This window comes from Rhodanobacter lindaniclasticus, assembly GCF_004799035.1.
Taxonomy (GTDB): Bacteria; Pseudomonadota; Gammaproteobacteria; order Xanthomonadales; family Rhodanobacteraceae; genus Rhodanobacter; species Rhodanobacter lindaniclasticus.
In genome coordinates, this window is the sequence record NZ_MWIO01000027.1 from 41,524 (window position 1) to 56,638 (window position 15,115).

General features: G+C 66.6%; 15 protein-coding genes. 9 read left to right on the forward strand and 6 right to left on the reverse strand.

Annotation, left to right across the window (positions count from 1 at the left end):
* Positions 1–4 precede the first annotated feature (4 nt).
* A complete protein-coding gene (gene rlmN / locus B1991_RS09710; RefSeq protein ID WP_136258530.1) occupies positions 5–1,135 on the reverse strand; it encodes a dual-specificity RNA methyltransferase RlmN in 1,131 nt (376 codons plus the stop codon).
* 137 nt (positions 1,136–1,272) lie between these two features.
* A complete protein-coding gene (gene ndk, locus B1991_RS09715; protein WP_136258531.1) occupies positions 1,273–1,695 on the reverse strand; it encodes a nucleoside-diphosphate kinase in 423 nt (140 codons plus the stop codon).
* 236 nt (positions 1,696–1,931) lie between these two features.
* Between ndk and B1991_RS09720 the strand changes: the two genes are divergently transcribed.
* From B1991_RS09720 to B1991_RS09750, 7 genes are all read left to right on the forward strand, one after another.
* Positions 1,932–2,543, forward strand: coding sequence for a TetR/AcrR family transcriptional regulator (locus tag B1991_RS09720; protein ID WP_425466669.1), 612 nt, complete (start codon positions 1,932–1,934; stop codon positions 2,541–2,543).
* Positions 2,544–2,609: 66 nt separating this feature from the next.
* Complete coding sequence (locus B1991_RS09725; RefSeq protein WP_136258533.1) at positions 2,610–4,994, forward strand: 3-hydroxyacyl-CoA dehydrogenase/enoyl-CoA hydratase family protein; 2,385 nt, start codon at positions 2,610–2,612, stop codon at positions 4,992–4,994.
* A 65-nt stretch (positions 4,995–5,059) separates the two neighbouring features.
* Positions 5,060–6,265: an acetyl-CoA C-acyltransferase gene (locus B1991_RS09730; protein ID WP_136258534.1), complete on the forward strand. Its 1,206-nt coding sequence runs from the start codon at positions 5,060–5,062 to the stop codon at positions 6,263–6,265.
* Positions 6,266–6,444: 179 nt separating this feature from the next.
* Positions 6,445–6,723 carry a type II toxin-antitoxin system RelE/ParE family toxin gene (locus B1991_RS09735; RefSeq protein WP_136258535.1) on the forward strand — a complete coding sequence of 93 codons (279 nt, stop codon included), beginning with the start codon at positions 6,445–6,447 and terminating at the stop codon, positions 6,721–6,723.
* A 9-nt stretch (positions 6,724–6,732) separates the two neighbouring features.
* A complete protein-coding gene (locus tag B1991_RS09740; RefSeq protein WP_136258536.1) occupies positions 6,733–7,032 on the forward strand; it encodes a HigA family addiction module antitoxin in 300 nt (99 codons plus the stop codon).
* Positions 7,033–7,281: 249 nt separating this feature from the next.
* The gene (locus B1991_RS09745) at positions 7,282–8,208 is read left to right on the forward strand and encodes a hypothetical protein (protein WP_136258537.1); all 927 of its coding nucleotides are present in this window, start codon (positions 7,282–7,284) and stop codon (positions 8,206–8,208) included.
* Between the two features lie 144 nt (positions 8,209–8,352).
* The gene (locus B1991_RS09750) at positions 8,353–9,921 is read left to right on the forward strand and encodes a phospholipase D family protein (protein ID WP_136258538.1); all 1,569 of its coding nucleotides are present in this window, start codon (positions 8,353–8,355) and stop codon (positions 9,919–9,921) included.
* A 6-nt stretch (positions 9,922–9,927) separates the two neighbouring features.
* On the opposite strand, the gene B1991_RS09755 is transcribed toward B1991_RS09750, so the two are convergent.
* The 3 genes from B1991_RS09755 to B1991_RS09765 all read right to left on the reverse strand — a co-directional run bounded on the left by B1991_RS09755 (position 9,928) and on the right by B1991_RS09765 (position 12,140).
* The gene (locus tag B1991_RS09755; RefSeq protein ID WP_136258539.1) at positions 9,928–10,899 is read right to left on the reverse strand and encodes a GlxA family transcriptional regulator; all 972 of its coding nucleotides are present in this window, start codon (positions 10,897–10,899) and stop codon (positions 9,928–9,930) included.
* Complete coding sequence (locus B1991_RS09760; protein WP_136258540.1) at positions 10,877–11,425, reverse strand: isochorismatase family protein; 549 nt, start codon at positions 11,423–11,425, stop codon at positions 10,877–10,879. Before B1991_RS09760 ends, B1991_RS09755 begins: the two co-directional genes overlap by 23 nt.
* Before the next feature lie 190 nt (positions 11,426–11,615).
* On the reverse strand, positions 11,616–12,140 hold the full coding sequence (locus B1991_RS09765) for a hypothetical protein (RefSeq protein ID WP_136258541.1): 525 nt from the start codon (positions 12,138–12,140) through the stop codon (positions 11,616–11,618).
* A 92-nt stretch (positions 12,141–12,232) separates the two neighbouring features.
* Here B1991_RS09765 and B1991_RS09770 point away from each other — a divergent pair, with 92 nt between their 5' ends.
* Positions 12,233–13,168: a LysR family transcriptional regulator gene (locus tag B1991_RS09770; protein WP_136258542.1), complete on the forward strand. Its 936-nt coding sequence runs from the start codon at positions 12,233–12,235 to the stop codon at positions 13,166–13,168.
* Between the two features lie 52 nt (positions 13,169–13,220).
* Here the strand turns inward: B1991_RS09770 and B1991_RS09775 are convergent, their stop codons facing one another.
* Positions 13,221–13,805 carry a TMEM175 family protein gene (locus B1991_RS09775; protein ID WP_136258543.1) on the reverse strand — a complete coding sequence of 195 codons (585 nt, stop codon included), beginning with the start codon at positions 13,803–13,805 and terminating at the stop codon, positions 13,221–13,223.
* A gap of 222 nt (positions 13,806–14,027) precedes the next feature.
* Between B1991_RS09775 and B1991_RS09780 the strand changes: the two genes are divergently transcribed.
* A complete protein-coding gene (locus tag B1991_RS09780; RefSeq protein ID WP_136258544.1) occupies positions 14,028–15,101 on the forward strand; it encodes a hypothetical protein in 1,074 nt (357 codons plus the stop codon).
* Positions 15,102–15,115 lie beyond the last annotated feature (14 nt).

Genomic DNA, 15,115 nt, shown 5'->3' on the forward strand with positions numbered 1-15,115 from the left:
CCGGTCAAAGCGCATGCGAAGCCCCCTGGTTCTGCCGCTTGCGAAGTTCGGCGCTGCGCCGGGTGCGGTCGGCAACCTGCCCCGCCAACTGGCCGCAGGCCGCGTCGATGTCGTCGCCACGGGTCCGGCGCAGCATGGTCAGCACGCCTGCATTGAGCAGCTGACTCTGGAAATCGTGGATCGCAGCCGCGTCCGATCGCGCGAACTGCGTACCGGGAAAGGGGTTGAACGGAATCAGGTTGACCTTGCACGTGGGCAGCTTGCGCATCAGCTTGATCAGCTGGCGGGCGTGCTCGGGCTGGTCGTTGACGCCTTTCATCAAGGTGTATTCGAAGGTGATCGAGGTACGCGGCTTGCGCGCGACCCAACGCTGGCAGGCGGCCAGCAGGTCGGCGATCGGGTAGCGCTTGTTGATCGGCATCAACTCGGTGCGCAGCTCGTCGTTGGCCGCGTGCAGCGATACCGCCAGCGACACGTCGATGGCATCGGACAACTGGTCGATCAGCGGCACCAGGCCGGCGGTGGACAAGGTGACGCGCTTCGATGCCAGGCCGAAGCCAAGGTCGTCGCGCATCAGCTTCATCGCCTTCAGCACGTTCTCGAAATTGGCCAACGGCTCTCCCATGCCCATCATCACCACGTTGGTGATGCGACGATTCTGGTGGGTGACGTTGCCCAGGTACTTCGCCGCCACCCACACCTGGCCGATGATCTCGGCGGTGGACAGGTTGCGGTTGAAACCCTGCGCGCCGGTGGAGCAGAACTGGCAGTTCAGCGCGCAACCGATCTGCGAGGAAACGCACAAGGTGCCGCGGGTCGGCTCGGGGATGTAGACCGTCTCGATCGCATTGCCCGAGTCCATGCCCAGCAGCCACTTGTGCGTACCGTCGGTGGCGACCTTGTCCAGCAGGGTTTTCGGCGCACCGATGTAACAGGCCTCGGTGAGCTTGGCGCGCAGCGCCTTGCCCACGTCGGTCATGTTGTCGAAGTTGTCTTCCAGGTCGTGGTAGATCCACTTCATCACCTGCTCGGCGCGATACGGCTTCTCGCCGATCTGCGTGAAGAAATCACGCAGACCCTGGCGATCGAAATCGAGCAGGTTGACCTTCTTCGAGCTGGCAGCAACTTGGTCCAAGGAAAAGCTCTTGTGAAGAGTGCGGCCACGGATGGCCGCTTTTTGATCTTCGCGTTCAGGGACGAACGCACTTGTTTTTACTGTGCGGCCACGGATGGCCGCATTTTGATCTTCGCGTTCAAGGATGAACGCACAAATTAACCAACTACATCCGTGGAGGCAAAGAAGTAGGCGATTTCCACCTTGGCGGTTTCCACCGCGTCGGAGCCGTGCACGGCGTTGGCGTCGATCGACTCGGCGAAGTCGGCGCGGATCGTGCCCGGCGCGGCTTCCTTCGGATTGGTGGCACCCATCAGGTCGCGATGGGCCAGCACGGCGTTCTCGCCCTGCAGCACGCTGATCATCACCGGACCGGAGATCATGAACTCGACCAGTGCCTTGAAGAACGGGCGCTCGCGATGCACCGCATAAAAGCCTTCGGCTTCGGCGCGCGACAACTGCTTCATGCGGGCGGCGACGATCTTCAGGCCGGCCTTTTCGAAACGGGCGTAGATTTCACCGATGACGTTCTTGGCGACGGCGTCGGGTTTGATGATGGAAAGGGTGCGCTCCAGCGCCATGGGAATCTGCTCCGGCAAACGGATTTCGGGAAAGGTGATTGCGCCGGCAACTACCGGCAAGAGTAGCCAAATCTGACAAGGATTGAGGATTTAGCCCACTAAAGTCTGACAGATTCTAGCTCATTGGCAAGGATCGCGCAGGCTTGATCCGTACGTTCGTTTGACGCCCGGGAAGCGCTTCCCGTATGCTCAAACGATCGTTTGAATCGTGCCGGTTGCCGAAGGACGTCCGCTCCGTGAACTCAACCAGCTCCACCCGGGATCGCATCCTCGGCACCGCGGAAAAGATGTTCGCCCAGCGCGGCTTCGACGGCGCCTCGCTGCGCCAGCTCACCTCCGCCGCGGGGGTCAACCTAGCCGCCGTCAACTACCACTTCGGCTCCAAGGAGAAGCTGGTCGAAGAGGTCTTCCGCCGCCGCCTGGACGCCCTGAACGCCAACCGCCTGGCCGCCCTGCACAAGCTGGCCGGCGGCGAGGCCACTCTGGAGCAGGTGCTGGCCGCCTATATCCGCCCCGCGCTGGAGCTGTCGCACGACGGCAGCGGCGCCCTGTTCATGCGTGTGCTGGCACGCGCCTTCGCCGAGCACGACGACAGCCTGCGCCGCTTCCTGTCGGAGAACTACGGCCACGTGATGCGCCAGTTCACCAGTGAGTTCGCCCGGCTGCTGCCCCACCTCGGCAAGTCCGAGCTGTACTGGCGCATCGACCTGGTCACTGGCGCGCTGACCCATGCCATGTCGGGCTTCGGCATGATCCAGCGCAAGGGCGACGTCACCGAACAAGAACATCTTGAGCAGACCGTCCAGCATCTGATCCGCTTCGCCGCCGCCGGGCTGAGCCACCCCTGAACTCGCCCCGCCCGCGCCGCCTGCCCCATTGATCGCGTCACCACCATCGCACCATCGGAGAAGCCAATGACCGCTGCATCCTCCCCCACATCAAGCCTGCGCATCCGCAAGGCCGCCGTGCTGGGCGCCGGTGTCATGGGCGCGCAGATTGCCGCGCACCTGACCAACGCCGGCGTCGAAACCGTGCTGTTCGACCTGCCCGCAAAAGAGGGTCCGAAGAGCGGCATCGCGCTGAAGGCGATCGCCAACCTGGCCAAGCTGTCGCCGGCCCCGCTGGCCGACAAGGCCCTGGCCGCCTCGATCGTCCCGGCCAACTACGACGATGATCTCGATCATCTGAAGGACGTGGACCTGGTGATCGAGGCGATCGCCGAGCGGATGGACTGGAAACTCGACCTGTACAAGAAGATCGCCGGCCATCTGTCGAAGACCGCGATCATCGCCTCCAATACCTCCGGCCTGTCGATCAACACCCTGGCCGAGGCGCTGCCGGAGGAAATGCGCCACCGCTTCAGCGGCGTGCATTTCTTCAATCCGCCGCGCTACATGCACCTGGTCGAGCTGATCCCGACCCGGCTCACCGACCAGAACGTGCTGGACGGCCTCGAAGCCTTCCTGGTCACCACCGTCGGCAAGGGCGTGGTGATCGCCAAGGACACGCCGAACTTCATCGGCAACCGCATCGGCGTGTTCTCGATGCTGGCCACCATGCACCACACCGAGCAGTTCAAGCTCGGCTTCGACACCGTCGACGCGCTGACCGGTCCGGCCGTGGGCCGCCCCAAGAGCGCCACCTACCGCACCGCCGACGTGGTCGGCCTGGACACCATGGCCCACGTCATCAAGACCATGGCCGATACCCTGCCCGAGGATCCGTGGCACCAGTATTTCAAGGCGCCGGCATGGCTGCAGGGCCTGATCGACAAGGGTGCGCTGGGGCAGAAGAACGGCGCAGGCTTCTACAAGAAAGCCGGCAAGGACATCGTCGTGCTCGACGTTGCCAAGCAGGATTACCGCCCGTCCGAGCAGAAGGCTTCCGACGAAGTCGCCGCGATCCTGGCGATCGAGGACCCGGCCGAGAAATTCGGCAAGCTGCGCGCCTCCGGCGACCCGCAGGCGCAGTTCCTGTGGGCCACGTTCCGCGACCTGTTCCACTACACCGCCTATCACCTGGCCGACATCGCCGACACCGCGCGCGACGTCGACTTCGCCATCCGCTGGGGCTACGGCTGGAAGCTCGGTCCGTTCGAGACCTGGCAGGCCGCCGGCTGGCAGCAGGTTGCCGCATGGATCAACGAGGACATCAAGGCCGGCAAGGCGATGAGCAAAGCGCCCCTGCCCGCCTGGGTCACCGATGGCCGCAAGGGCGTGCACGGCAAGGACGGCTCGTACTCGGCCAGCGCCAACGCCGACAAGCCGCGTTCGCAGCACCCGGTGTACCAGCGCCAGTTGTTCCCCGACCCGATCCTGGGCGAGAAGTTCGACAACGGCACCACCGTGTGGGAGAACGATGGCATCCGCCTGTGGACGCTGGGCGACGACGGCGTCGGCATCATCTCGTTCAAGACCAAGATGAACACCGTCAACGACCACGTGCTCGACGGCATCCAGCACGCGATCAAGCTGGCCGAGGAAAAGCTCAAGGCCGTGGTGATCTGGCAGACCGGCGAGCCGTTCTCCGCCGGTGCGGACCTGAAAGGCGCGCTGGGCCTGCTGAAGGACGGCAAGTTCGACGACTTCGGCAAGATGGTCGCCAACTTCCAGCGCACCAGCATGGCGATCAAGCATGCCTTGGTGCCGGTGGTCTCGGCCGTGCGCGGCATGGCCTTCGGCGGCGGCTGCGAATTCCAGATGCATTCGGCCCGCACCGTGGCGGCACTCGAAAGCTACATCGGCCTGGTCGAGGCCGGCGTCGGCCTGCTGCCCGCCGGTGGCGGCCTGCATGAACTGGCCGTGCGTGCATCCAGGGCCAATCCGGCCGACCCGTTCGAGGAGCTGAAGAAGGTGTTCGAGACCGTGGCGATGGCCAAGGTTTCCCCCAGCGCCATCGAGGCGAAGAACATGGGCCTACTGCGCGACAGCGACGTGGTCGTGTTCAACGCCTACGAGCTGCTGTACGTGGCCAAGAAGGTGGCGCTGTCGCTGGCCGAGGCCGGCTACCGCCCGCCCCTGCCCGCCCATGTCACCGTCGCCGGTGACGTCGGCACCGCGACCTTCAAGGCGCAGCTGGCCAATCTGCAGGCCGGCTACTTCGCGTCCGAACACGACGTCGACATCGCCTCGCGCATCGCCGACACCCTGTGCGGCGGCGTGATCGAGCGCGGCTCGAGCGTCGACGAGGAATGGCTGCTGGCACTGGAACGCAAGCACTTCGTGGAGCTGGCGAAAACCGAAAAGACCCAGGCGCGCATTGCCCACACCATGACCACCGGCAAGCCGCTGCGGAACTGACCCTTACCGCCACGACAAGACTTCGCCCGCATCCGCGCACCGCGCGAAGGGCAACGGAGAACAAAATGACCAAGCAAGTGCAAGACGCCTACATCGTCGCCGCCACCCGCACCCCGGTCGGCAAGGCGCCGCGCGGCGTGTTCCGCCACACCCGCCCGGACGACATGCTCGCCCACGTGATCCGCGCCGTGATGGCGCAGGCGCCGGGCATCGACCCGCACCAGATCGGCGACGTCATCATCGGCTGCGCCATGCCCGAGGCCGAGCAAGGCATGAACGTGGCGCGCATCGGCCTGCTGCTGGCCGGCCTGCCGCACACCGTGCCCGGCGTCACCGTCAACCGCTTCTGCTCCTCCGGCCTGCAGTCGGTGGCGATGGCCGCCGACCGCATCCGCCTGGGCCTGGACGACCTGATGCTCGCCGGCGGCACCGAGAGCATGAGCATGGTGCCGATGATGGGCCACAAGATCGCCATGAACCCCGCGATCTTCCAGGACGAGAACATCGGCATCGCCTACGGCATGGGCATCACCGCCGAAAACGTCGCCAAGCAGTGGAAGGTCAGCCGCGAGCAGCAGGACGCGTTCTCGGTCGAAAGCCACCGCCGCGCCCTCGCCGCCCAGGCCGCCGGCGAGTTCAAGGACGAGATCACCCCGTTCCAGCTCGACGACCACTATCCGGACTTGGGCAGCCGCGGCATCACCACCGACAGTCGCGTCATCGACCAGGACGAAGGCCCGCGCGCCGGCACCACGCTGGACGTGCTGGGCAAGCTCAAGACCGTGTTCCGCAACGGCCAGTTCGGCGGCACCGTCACCGCCGGCAACTCCAGCCAGATGTCCGACGGCGCCGGCGCCGTGCTGCTCGCCAGCGAAAAGGCGATCAAGCAATACAACCTGCAGCCCCTCGCCCGCTTCGTCGGCTTCTCTGTCGCCGGCGTGCCGCCCGAGGTCATGGGCATCGGCCCCAAGGAAGCCATTCCGAAAGCGCTCGCGCAGACCGGCATCAGCCAGGATCAGCTCGACTGGATCGAACTCAACGAAGCCTTCGCCGCCCAGGCCCTGGCCGTGATGGGTGATCTCAAGCTCGATCCGGCCAAGGTCAACCCGCTCGGCGGCGCCATCGCGTTGGGCCACCCGCTCGGCGCCACCGGTGCGGTGCGCATCGCCACGCTGCTGCACGGCATGCGCCGTCGCAAGCAGAAGTACGGCATGGTGACCATGTGCATCGGCACCGGCATGGGCGCGGCGGGAATTTTCGAGGCGCTCTGAAGCTCGTCATTCCGGCGAAGGCCGGAGTCTGAAACTGCAACGGCGCCGTAGCGATACGGCGCCGTTCGCGTTTGAGCGGCTCTGATCCGCTGGCAACACCTTCTCGACCAAGGCGATGCTTTGCCCAACGAATGCACAGCACGTTTGACGTATTACGTCAAACGTAATATCGTCGATACATGATCAGGAGCTTTCACTGCAAGGATACGCAGGCGCTGTTCGAGGGTGGTGACCCTCGTCGGCTTCGCGCCATCAAGGACGCCGCCATCCGCAAGTTGTCACAACTCGATGCCGCACAAACGCTTGAGTTTCTGCGTTCACCACCGGGCAACCAGCTCGAGGCCCTCAAGCACGATCGCGCTGGCCAGCACAGCATCCGCATCAACCGGCAGTGGCGCGTGTGCTTTGTGTGGACCGCCGGCGGGCCCGAACACGTCGAAATCGTGGATTACCACTGAGAGAGCATCATGAAACTTCCCGTCAACCGCATGCGCCCTGTACATCCCGGCGAAATCCTGCGCGAGGACTACCTCACCCCACTCGGGATGAGCGCCAATGCTTTGGCCGTGGCACTGAGCGTACCGGCCACCCGCATCCACGAAATCGTCAATGAGCGCCGCCGCATCAGCGCCGACACCGCCGAACGCCTGGCACGCTACTTCGGCGGCGACGCGGTGTCCTGGCTGAACCTGCAGGCGACTTACGACCTCAAGACACTGGCCACACGCGACGAAATCCTGCGCCGGGTGGAACCGCGGGCCGCGTGACTGGAGCGCCACGGGTTAGCTATTCCGTCCCCTGGGAGCATCAGTGACTTGAGGTGGTCAAACCAGCTTAATTACCCCCGTCCCCTTTGATTCGTCCCCCTTGATTGCCGCCGGGGCTTCGCCGCTATACCGACGGGTAAGAGAGCCTTGCGTGCCGAGTCCGGAACCCCGTCGCCGGGGCTTTTTGCTCCGATCTCGAGTTTCAAAACTCGTACACTCCCCCATCCATACGACACAGGGACGACGATCATGGGTATCGGCATGGGAATGCGCGGCATCGACCTGCAGAAGTTCCTCATGGTGGCGCGGGAGCGCAAGGTCATCCTGCTGGTGCGACATACCAACGAGGATTCGCTGCGCTACGTCGGCATGCCCGGCTATTACCCCAAACCGGCCCTGGTGAAAGCCAAGACCGCCGACGTCAACCCGCCGGGCCTCATGCGCTCGGTGGCGGGGCGCATGGTGAAACAGGACTACGTCATCGCCGGGCTGGTGGTGCACCCGGGCATGCACCCGGGGGCCTTCAAGCCGGCCAAGCGGGACAAGGCGATGAAGGCCTGGCACGACGGCATGCATTACCTGGCGGCCGAGAACAAGATGCCTGCCATGGGCGATCCGCAGCGTCCGGAAAGCTGGGCGGCCTGGGGCGTGGGTCGCCCCGCCGCCTGCTCGGCCGAGTGGCGCTGGCGTGTCGACGTCGATCCCGCATCCCGCCACTACGGCTGCCTGCAGCTCGACCACGCCGGCAAGGGCTGGGTCTACATCCACGGCGACTACGATCTGAAGGATGTGATCGTTCGCGGCAAGGAAACCGACAACCGGCGCCATGAAGGCCAACTCCACGGCGTCAAGAACTTCACCCCGCTGCTCCCAGACATGGAGTTCGAGCGCATCCGCAGCTCGCTGAACCAGCTGATCGGTGCCGACATGGTGCAGCATGGCGCGGAGGCGCAGTTCGCCTGGCACGGCGACGAACCCATCACCGTCGTGTTCCCCGACTGGACCTTCCTGCTGCTCACCGACGCCACCACGGTGCAGCGGTGGTATGAAGAACTGAACCGGTCCGTGCTCGCCGAAAAAGGCCACGACTACGTACGCGATCGCTCCCGCATGTTCCACTTCGGGCCGCAGGGGATGTTTGCGCCCGGCGCCACGCCGTTGTCGAGCTGGGGATAAGCGAGAGACGGAAAACCGAGTACCCGGGTCAGAGGCGAGGGCTCGCGGTCGCATGGATTTCACGACCGTCTTCGCAAAGTAAGTCGCTGGCGGTGGACGATGGCCGCGAAGCCGTGATCGGCACGCAGCAAAAGGCGGGTGAACATGCGGCGACTCATCAGTGTGCTTGGCGCGGTGTTGCTCGGCGTGGCCCTGGCGGCCTGCTCGCCGCCCGCGCCCGTGGTCAAGCCGGTGTCGAAGGCGTTGCCGCCGACCGTGGGCACGCCGGCGGCGCGCTACGTGCATGCCGAGACCGACAAACACCAGGATCAGTCGGGCTTTCGCCTGCTGATCCGCAGCACCGATGCGTTGATGAGCCGCGTGGCGTTGGCCGACCACGCGCAGCATTCGCTGGATCTGCAGTACTACATCTTCGACAACGACGCGACCGGGCGACTGATGGCGCAGCGCCTGCTGGCCGCGGCCGACCGTGGCGTGCGCGTGCGCCTGCTGGTGGACGACATCAACGCCAGCCAGGCGATCGACCTGTTCGATGCGCTGGATACCCACCCGAACATCGAGGTGCGCCTGTTCAACCCGTTCGCGACGAAGAAGCCGTCGGTATTCTCCAAGGCTGCCCAGTTCCTGCTCGACACGCACCGGCTGAACCGGCGCATGCACAACAAGTCGTTCATCGCCGACGGCAACGTGGCGATCGTCGGCGGACGCAACATCGGCGATGCATACTTCGACGCGGGCGAGGACACCCATTTCCGCGACCTCGACCTGATCGCGATCGGCCCGGTGGTGCCACAGGCCTCGCATGCCTTCGACGAGTACTGGAACTGCGACGCGGCTTATCCGGTGAAGGCATTCCATGGCAAGCATGCCGATCATGTCGACCTGGCGAAACTGCGGACCGAACTGGCGCACGATGCGCGCGCGTTCGCGCAATCGGATTACGCCCAGGCCACGCTGGACGCCCTGCCCTACGGCGCCTCCGCCGACCGCAAAGGCCAGTGGTTCTGGGGACCGGCCACGCTGGTGGCCGACCAGCCGGCCAAGATCGAGGCGACCGAGGACCAGCCCGAGCTGCGCATCGGCCCGGACATCAAGGCGATGGCGGATGGCACGCAGCACGAGTTGCTGCTGATCTCGCCCTACTTCATCCCCGGCGAGCGCGGCACGGCCTATCTCGATGCGCTGGCCAGGCGCGGGGTGACGGTCAAGGTGCTGACCAATTCGCTGGCCTCGAACGACGAGCCGATCGTTTACTCGGGCTACTCGCGCTATCGCCGACCGCTGCTGGAGAGCGGCGTGCAGCTGTTCGAACTGCAGGCCGCCGCCGGCGCGCCGCAACCGGCCACCACCGGCGGCACCTCCTCGGGGGTCAGCCTGCATGCCAAGGCCGTCGTGGTGGATCGGCAGAAGGTGTTCATCGGCTCGATGAACATGGACGCCCGCTCGAAACTGCTCAACACCGAGATGGGCATCATCGTCGACTGCCCGCCGCTGGCCGCGGCGGTCACCGCGTTCTTCGACAGCGCCACGCTGCCCGAGCATGCCTACCGCGTGACCCTGAAACAGGACGGCTCGGCGCATGGCGGCGCCATGCAATGGCAGGCCACCGAGCACGGCAAGCCGGTGACCTACGACCACGACCCCGGCGCCACCACCGGCCGTCGGGTCGAGGTGCAGATGCTCAAGCTGCTGCCGCTGGAAAGCCTGCTCTAGGCAGGCTCAAGCGCGCGGCCGCACCGACGCCGGACGGTCGTCGGCATGCGCTGCCCACAAGCGGCGCAGCTGTCGCGCCGAAGCCAGGCCGGCGCGCTCGGCCGCGCGCTCCACGGTGTCGCCATTGGCCAGCGCCTGCCGCGCCAACGCCACCCGCAGGCGCGCGTGATAGCGGTTGACCGACATGCCGCTGGCTTCGCGGAAGTGGCGCGTGAGGCTGCGCACGCTGAGGTGGCCGATGTCGGCCAGCCGCGCCAGCGGCCAGTCCTGCGCGGGCGCCTTGAGCAGTGCATCCTGCACGCGGTGGATGGCCATGTCCATGTGGTTGCGCCCTTCCAGCCACGGCGACAGCGCCGGGTCGCCGGCGGCGCGGCGCATGTAGACGGCCATTTCCCGCGCCACGGCGGCGGCCAGGCGCGGCGAGCCGAGCCTGGCGATCAGATGCAGCGCGAGATCGATGCCGGCGGTGATGCCGGCGCTGGTGCAGACCTCGCCGTCTTCCACGAATACGCGGCTGTCCAGCACCTCGGCCGCCGGCGCCAGTTGGCGCAGCTCGTCGAGCAGGCTGTGATGCGTGGTGCAGCGCCGCCCGTCGAGCAGGCCGGCGGCTGCCGCCAGCAGCGCGCCGGAACAGACGCAGGCCAGTGGCCGCCCGGCGACGACATGCTGCCGCAACCATGCGACCAGGGTCTTGCCGGCCACCGATGACAACAGGCGTGCGGCGCTGCCGGTGGCGCCGCACACCACGATCAGCACGTACTCGGGCAGCTTCGCCGGCAGCGGCTCGACGCCGGCGAGACCCACGCCGAGCGCGGTCGGCGCCACCTCGCCCGTCACCACCGGCGCCATCAGCCGCAGGCGCACCGGCAGACCCATCGTGGCGGCGATGCGAAAGGCATCGGCCGCGCCGGCCAGATCCAGCAGGATCAGGTCCGGCGGCAGCACGAAGCACACCTCAGTGATCGGCGAGGACGTCATCGACGGTGCGGATGCGGGCAAAGCGTCCATCCAGAACCAGTTCCGTGCGTTGCTTGATGTCTTGCGCATCGTAGCGAGTGCCGCTGCCGGCGTGGACCATCGGAAAGGTCAGCGTGGCCTCGGTGACGTAGTCGACGTCGAAGCCGAGATCGGAAGCGACCCGGGCGGTCGTCTCGCAGCATTGCTCGCTGCGGATGCCGCTGATGATGACGCGGCCGATGCCGCGCTCGCGCAGCCATGCCTGCAGGCCGGTGCCGGTGAACGCGTTGTGCACCTGCTTGCGGAACACCGCGTCGTGCACCTGCGGCACCCATGCCATCGGCTGCACCAGTCCCGACGCCACGCTGAAGTGTCCGGCAGCCTCCTCGTGCAGGATGCGCACGATCGGCCAGCCGCGGGCGTTCGCGCCGTCGATCAGCTGCAACAACTTCTCGCGGAACAGCGGCACGTCGTCCTCGCGCCAGTACGGCGCCTGCAGGAACGATTGCTGCACGTCGATGACCAGCAAGGCGGGGGTGTCGGACATGGGGCGACTCCATCATGGGGGAGCCGTCACTCTAGGCAGCCGTTCCGTCCTCGACGAGCCCCGCATCGGACCCGGAGCGGACCGATCCGGCCAACCTCGCCCGCCACCCGCTCGATGCGTCACCGGCCGCCGGGTCGAAGTGCAGAGGCTCGAGTTGCCACTGCGGGACAGCCCGCTCCAGAAGCCCGTTTCACCCGCGTTCGCCTGCGCTCGCCCGCGCATCGCGACGGCCATGCGCGGGACGCAACAGCAGTTGGAAGGCCGCGATGTGCGTGATCATCAGCAAGGGAACGTAGAGGATCGGGATCGCATAGCTGGCACCCAGTTGCCCGGCCAGCTCCGGAAGGCCGAGACGGACGGCATGGCAGTAGTCGAGGACGAGATCGACCATGCCGACCAGATTGAAGGCGACCACGAGGGCCCGGAAAACGGGGCGCATGCGTGCCGCAAGCAGCGCAAGGACCGCCAGCACGCCGGTGGCGAAGTCGCCGTACGCGGCGAACTCGGCGAAGCCGGCAGGAAGATGCGGGCCGACCACGCCCGGTACGATGAAGGCAAGCCCGAAGAAACGGAAACTGTGCAGCGTGGCGATGGCGCGTTGCGCTTCGAACCGGTCCATCGACCGGAGCCTGGGCCAGAACCAGGCCTTGAAGCACAGCAGCCACGCGACATAGCCCAGCACGAGCTGCAGTTGGAAAATGATTTGCGGCGGCATGTAGTCTCCTGTGCGGCCGGCGTGGGTGCGGCGCTGCATTCATGCTTGCACCGCTTATCGCCAGCGACTATCCGCCACAACGTGACCGCCCCATGAAGAAAAACTTCACAGTCAGACAAGGCGCGCTGGACGGCGTGGAAGCATTCCTCGGCGTTGCGCGGCACCTGAGTTTTCGCCGGGCGGCGGCGGAACTCGGGGTGACCCCGTCGGCGATCAGCCAGGCGGTGCGCACCCTCGAGGATCGCGTGGGCACGGCGCTGTTCGTGCGCACCACGCGCAGCGTCGGCCTGACCGAAGCGGGCGAACGATTCCTGGCGCGCGCCCAGCCCGCGTTCGAGGAGCTGGTCGCTGCCGGTGAGGTCGCGCGCGATCTCGGACAGCGGCCGGCCGGACGCTTGCGCCTGGCGGTGCCTCGCGGCGTGGTGCCGGTGCTGCTGGAGCCGCTGATCGCCTCGTTCTGCCGTGCCTGTCCCGAGGTGGAAGTGGAGCTGGCCGCCGACGAGAAGCTGGTCGACCTTGCGGCCGACGGCTTCGACGCCGGCATTCGCTTCGGCCAGCACGTGCCGGTGGACATGGTCGCCGTGCGACTGACGCCGCCGTTCCGCCTCATCGTCGTCGGCAGCCCCGCCTATTTTGCGCAGACTCCCCGGCCCGAGCGGCCGGACGATCTGGGCCGGCATGCGTGTCTGCGCTCGCGGCGATCCAGCGGCGCACTCGCGCCGTGGGCGCTCGATGACGATGGCCGCGCGACCGAGGTGGCGGTGTCAGGCCCGTTCATCGCCAATGACTTCCCCACTCTGCTGGGCGCCGCCGTGGAGGGCGTGGGCCTTGCCCAGGTGCCCGAGCCGATCGCCGCCGAACTGCTGCGTACGGGAAAACTCGTGCAGGTGCTGGGGCGCTTCGCGCCGATGACGCCGGGCATGTTTCTCTATCATCCCGGCCGCCGCCAGCTGACGCCGAAGCTGCGCGCGTTCATCGACCACGTGAAGTATCGGCCGGAGGTGGCGTCTGGCGAGTCCGGGCGGTAGCTGGCGCGCGAACGCACGCCGGGCCTCGAAGATCGACACCCGGCACAACTGCTCAGCGCGGCGCGTGGCCCACCATCCGCTCGATGCGCCGGTCCGGCACCAGCCACAGCAAGGCGGCCACGGCGTAGAGCAGCTGCGCGATCCACGCGGCGTGGAACGAGAAGAGGATGGCACCGGCGTAGATCAGCGGCGACAACTTGCCCTTCCAGTCCCCGCCGACGGCGCGGGCCAGCGCGGAGGTCCCGCCCTCGGCGCGGATCAGCGAGCGCTGCAGCATCCAGTACGCCAGCGCCGCCATCAGCAACACCACGCCATACAACGCGGTCGGCCCCTGCGCGAAGTGGTTTTCACCCATCCAGCCGGTAGCGAACGGCAGCAGCGACAGCCAGAACAGCAGGTGCAGGTTGGCCCACAACACTCCGCCGCTGACCGGGCCGGCCAGTTGCAGCATGTGGTGGTGGTTGTTCCAGTAGATGCCGACGTAGACGAAGCTCAGCACGTAACTGAGGAACACCGGCGTCATCGGCAGCAGCGCGGCCAGCGTCTCGCCGTGCGGCACCTTCATCTCCAGCACCATGATGGTGATGATGATGGCGAGCACGCCGTCGCTGAAGGCCTCGAGTCGGTTCTTGTGCATGGGTCTCGCCGTTGCGGAAGCCAGGGTGCGAGTATCCAGCCTGCCGCATCCCGATGCGAGCCGTCGCGTGGGCAACGCCACCTGTCGGGGCGGCGTGCGTCACCTCTGGCGCGGCCTCTTCGAGGCCAGGGCAACAGTCCGGCGGGCAGGCCCGAATCGCTTGCCCAAACCAGGGTGGGCAACGCAGAATCGCCGTTGGCCGCAGCGCTGGATACTTCCTTCATGGAAGCGACTGAAACCACTCCCGACGACCGCTACGAAACGATCGAGGGCCACCTCGAGCGCGATCGCGAAACCGTGCTCGGCCTGTGGCGCGGCAACATCGGCTGGCAGGACCAGCTTGACCGCATGTACGACGTGTTCTACCTGAACTGTCCGTACGAGAAGCCGCTGCTTCAGCTGCTCCGTCACCGTGCCAGCAACGAGATCGTGGGTACCGTCGGCATGGGTGCGCGCGCCGTGCTGTGGCGTGGCAGCGAACAGGTGGTCGGTTGCGCCAGCCATTTCGTCGTGCGTCGCGAGCACCGCTCGCTCAAGCCCGCGGTGGCATTGCTGCGCAGCCTGCTGGAGACCAGCCTGCAGCGATTCCCCTTCGTCTATGGCATGTCCAACGAACGCGGTGGTGCTGTGTGCAAGCGCGCCGGCCTTGCGGTTCCGACCCAGCTGCAGCGGCACGTGAAACCGCTGCGCTATCGTGGTTACGCCACGCGCTTGCTGCCGGGCCCGCTTGGCCGCCTGGGCGGCAGCCTGCTCGATAGTGCGCTTGCGGCGGGGCGCCAGCTCGGCAAGCCGCTGCGACGCACCGGCCTGCATGCGCATTGGAGCGATACCATTGATCCACGCATGCAGCAGATGTGGGAACGCTCCGAACGGGGTGACGGCTTCAGCACCGTGCGCACCACCAGCATGTTGCGCTGGCGCTTTCTCGACCTGCCCGCGATCGACCGCCGTTTTCTGCTGGTGGCGCCCGCACCCGGCGCGCCACTGCTGGCCTGGTTCGTGTGCGAAACCAATGTGCGCGCGCCACGTTTCATGACGGTGACCGACGCCTGGTTCGCCGGCGGCGCGCACAATGCCGACCGCCGCGCCATCCGCGAGCTCGGCCGCATGGGCTATGCGGCCGGTTACGACGCCATCGAAATGCGCCTGACCGCCGCGCCCGCGGCGCTCGGGGCGTGGCGGGCGGAGGGCTTCGTCACCCGCGGACAGCAGCCGTTCTTCGTGCATGGCCTGGACCCGCGTGAAGGCGATATCGGAACCACGGCGCATATCACCGACATCGAGCAGGACGGCTGACGGCAACCGCCCGA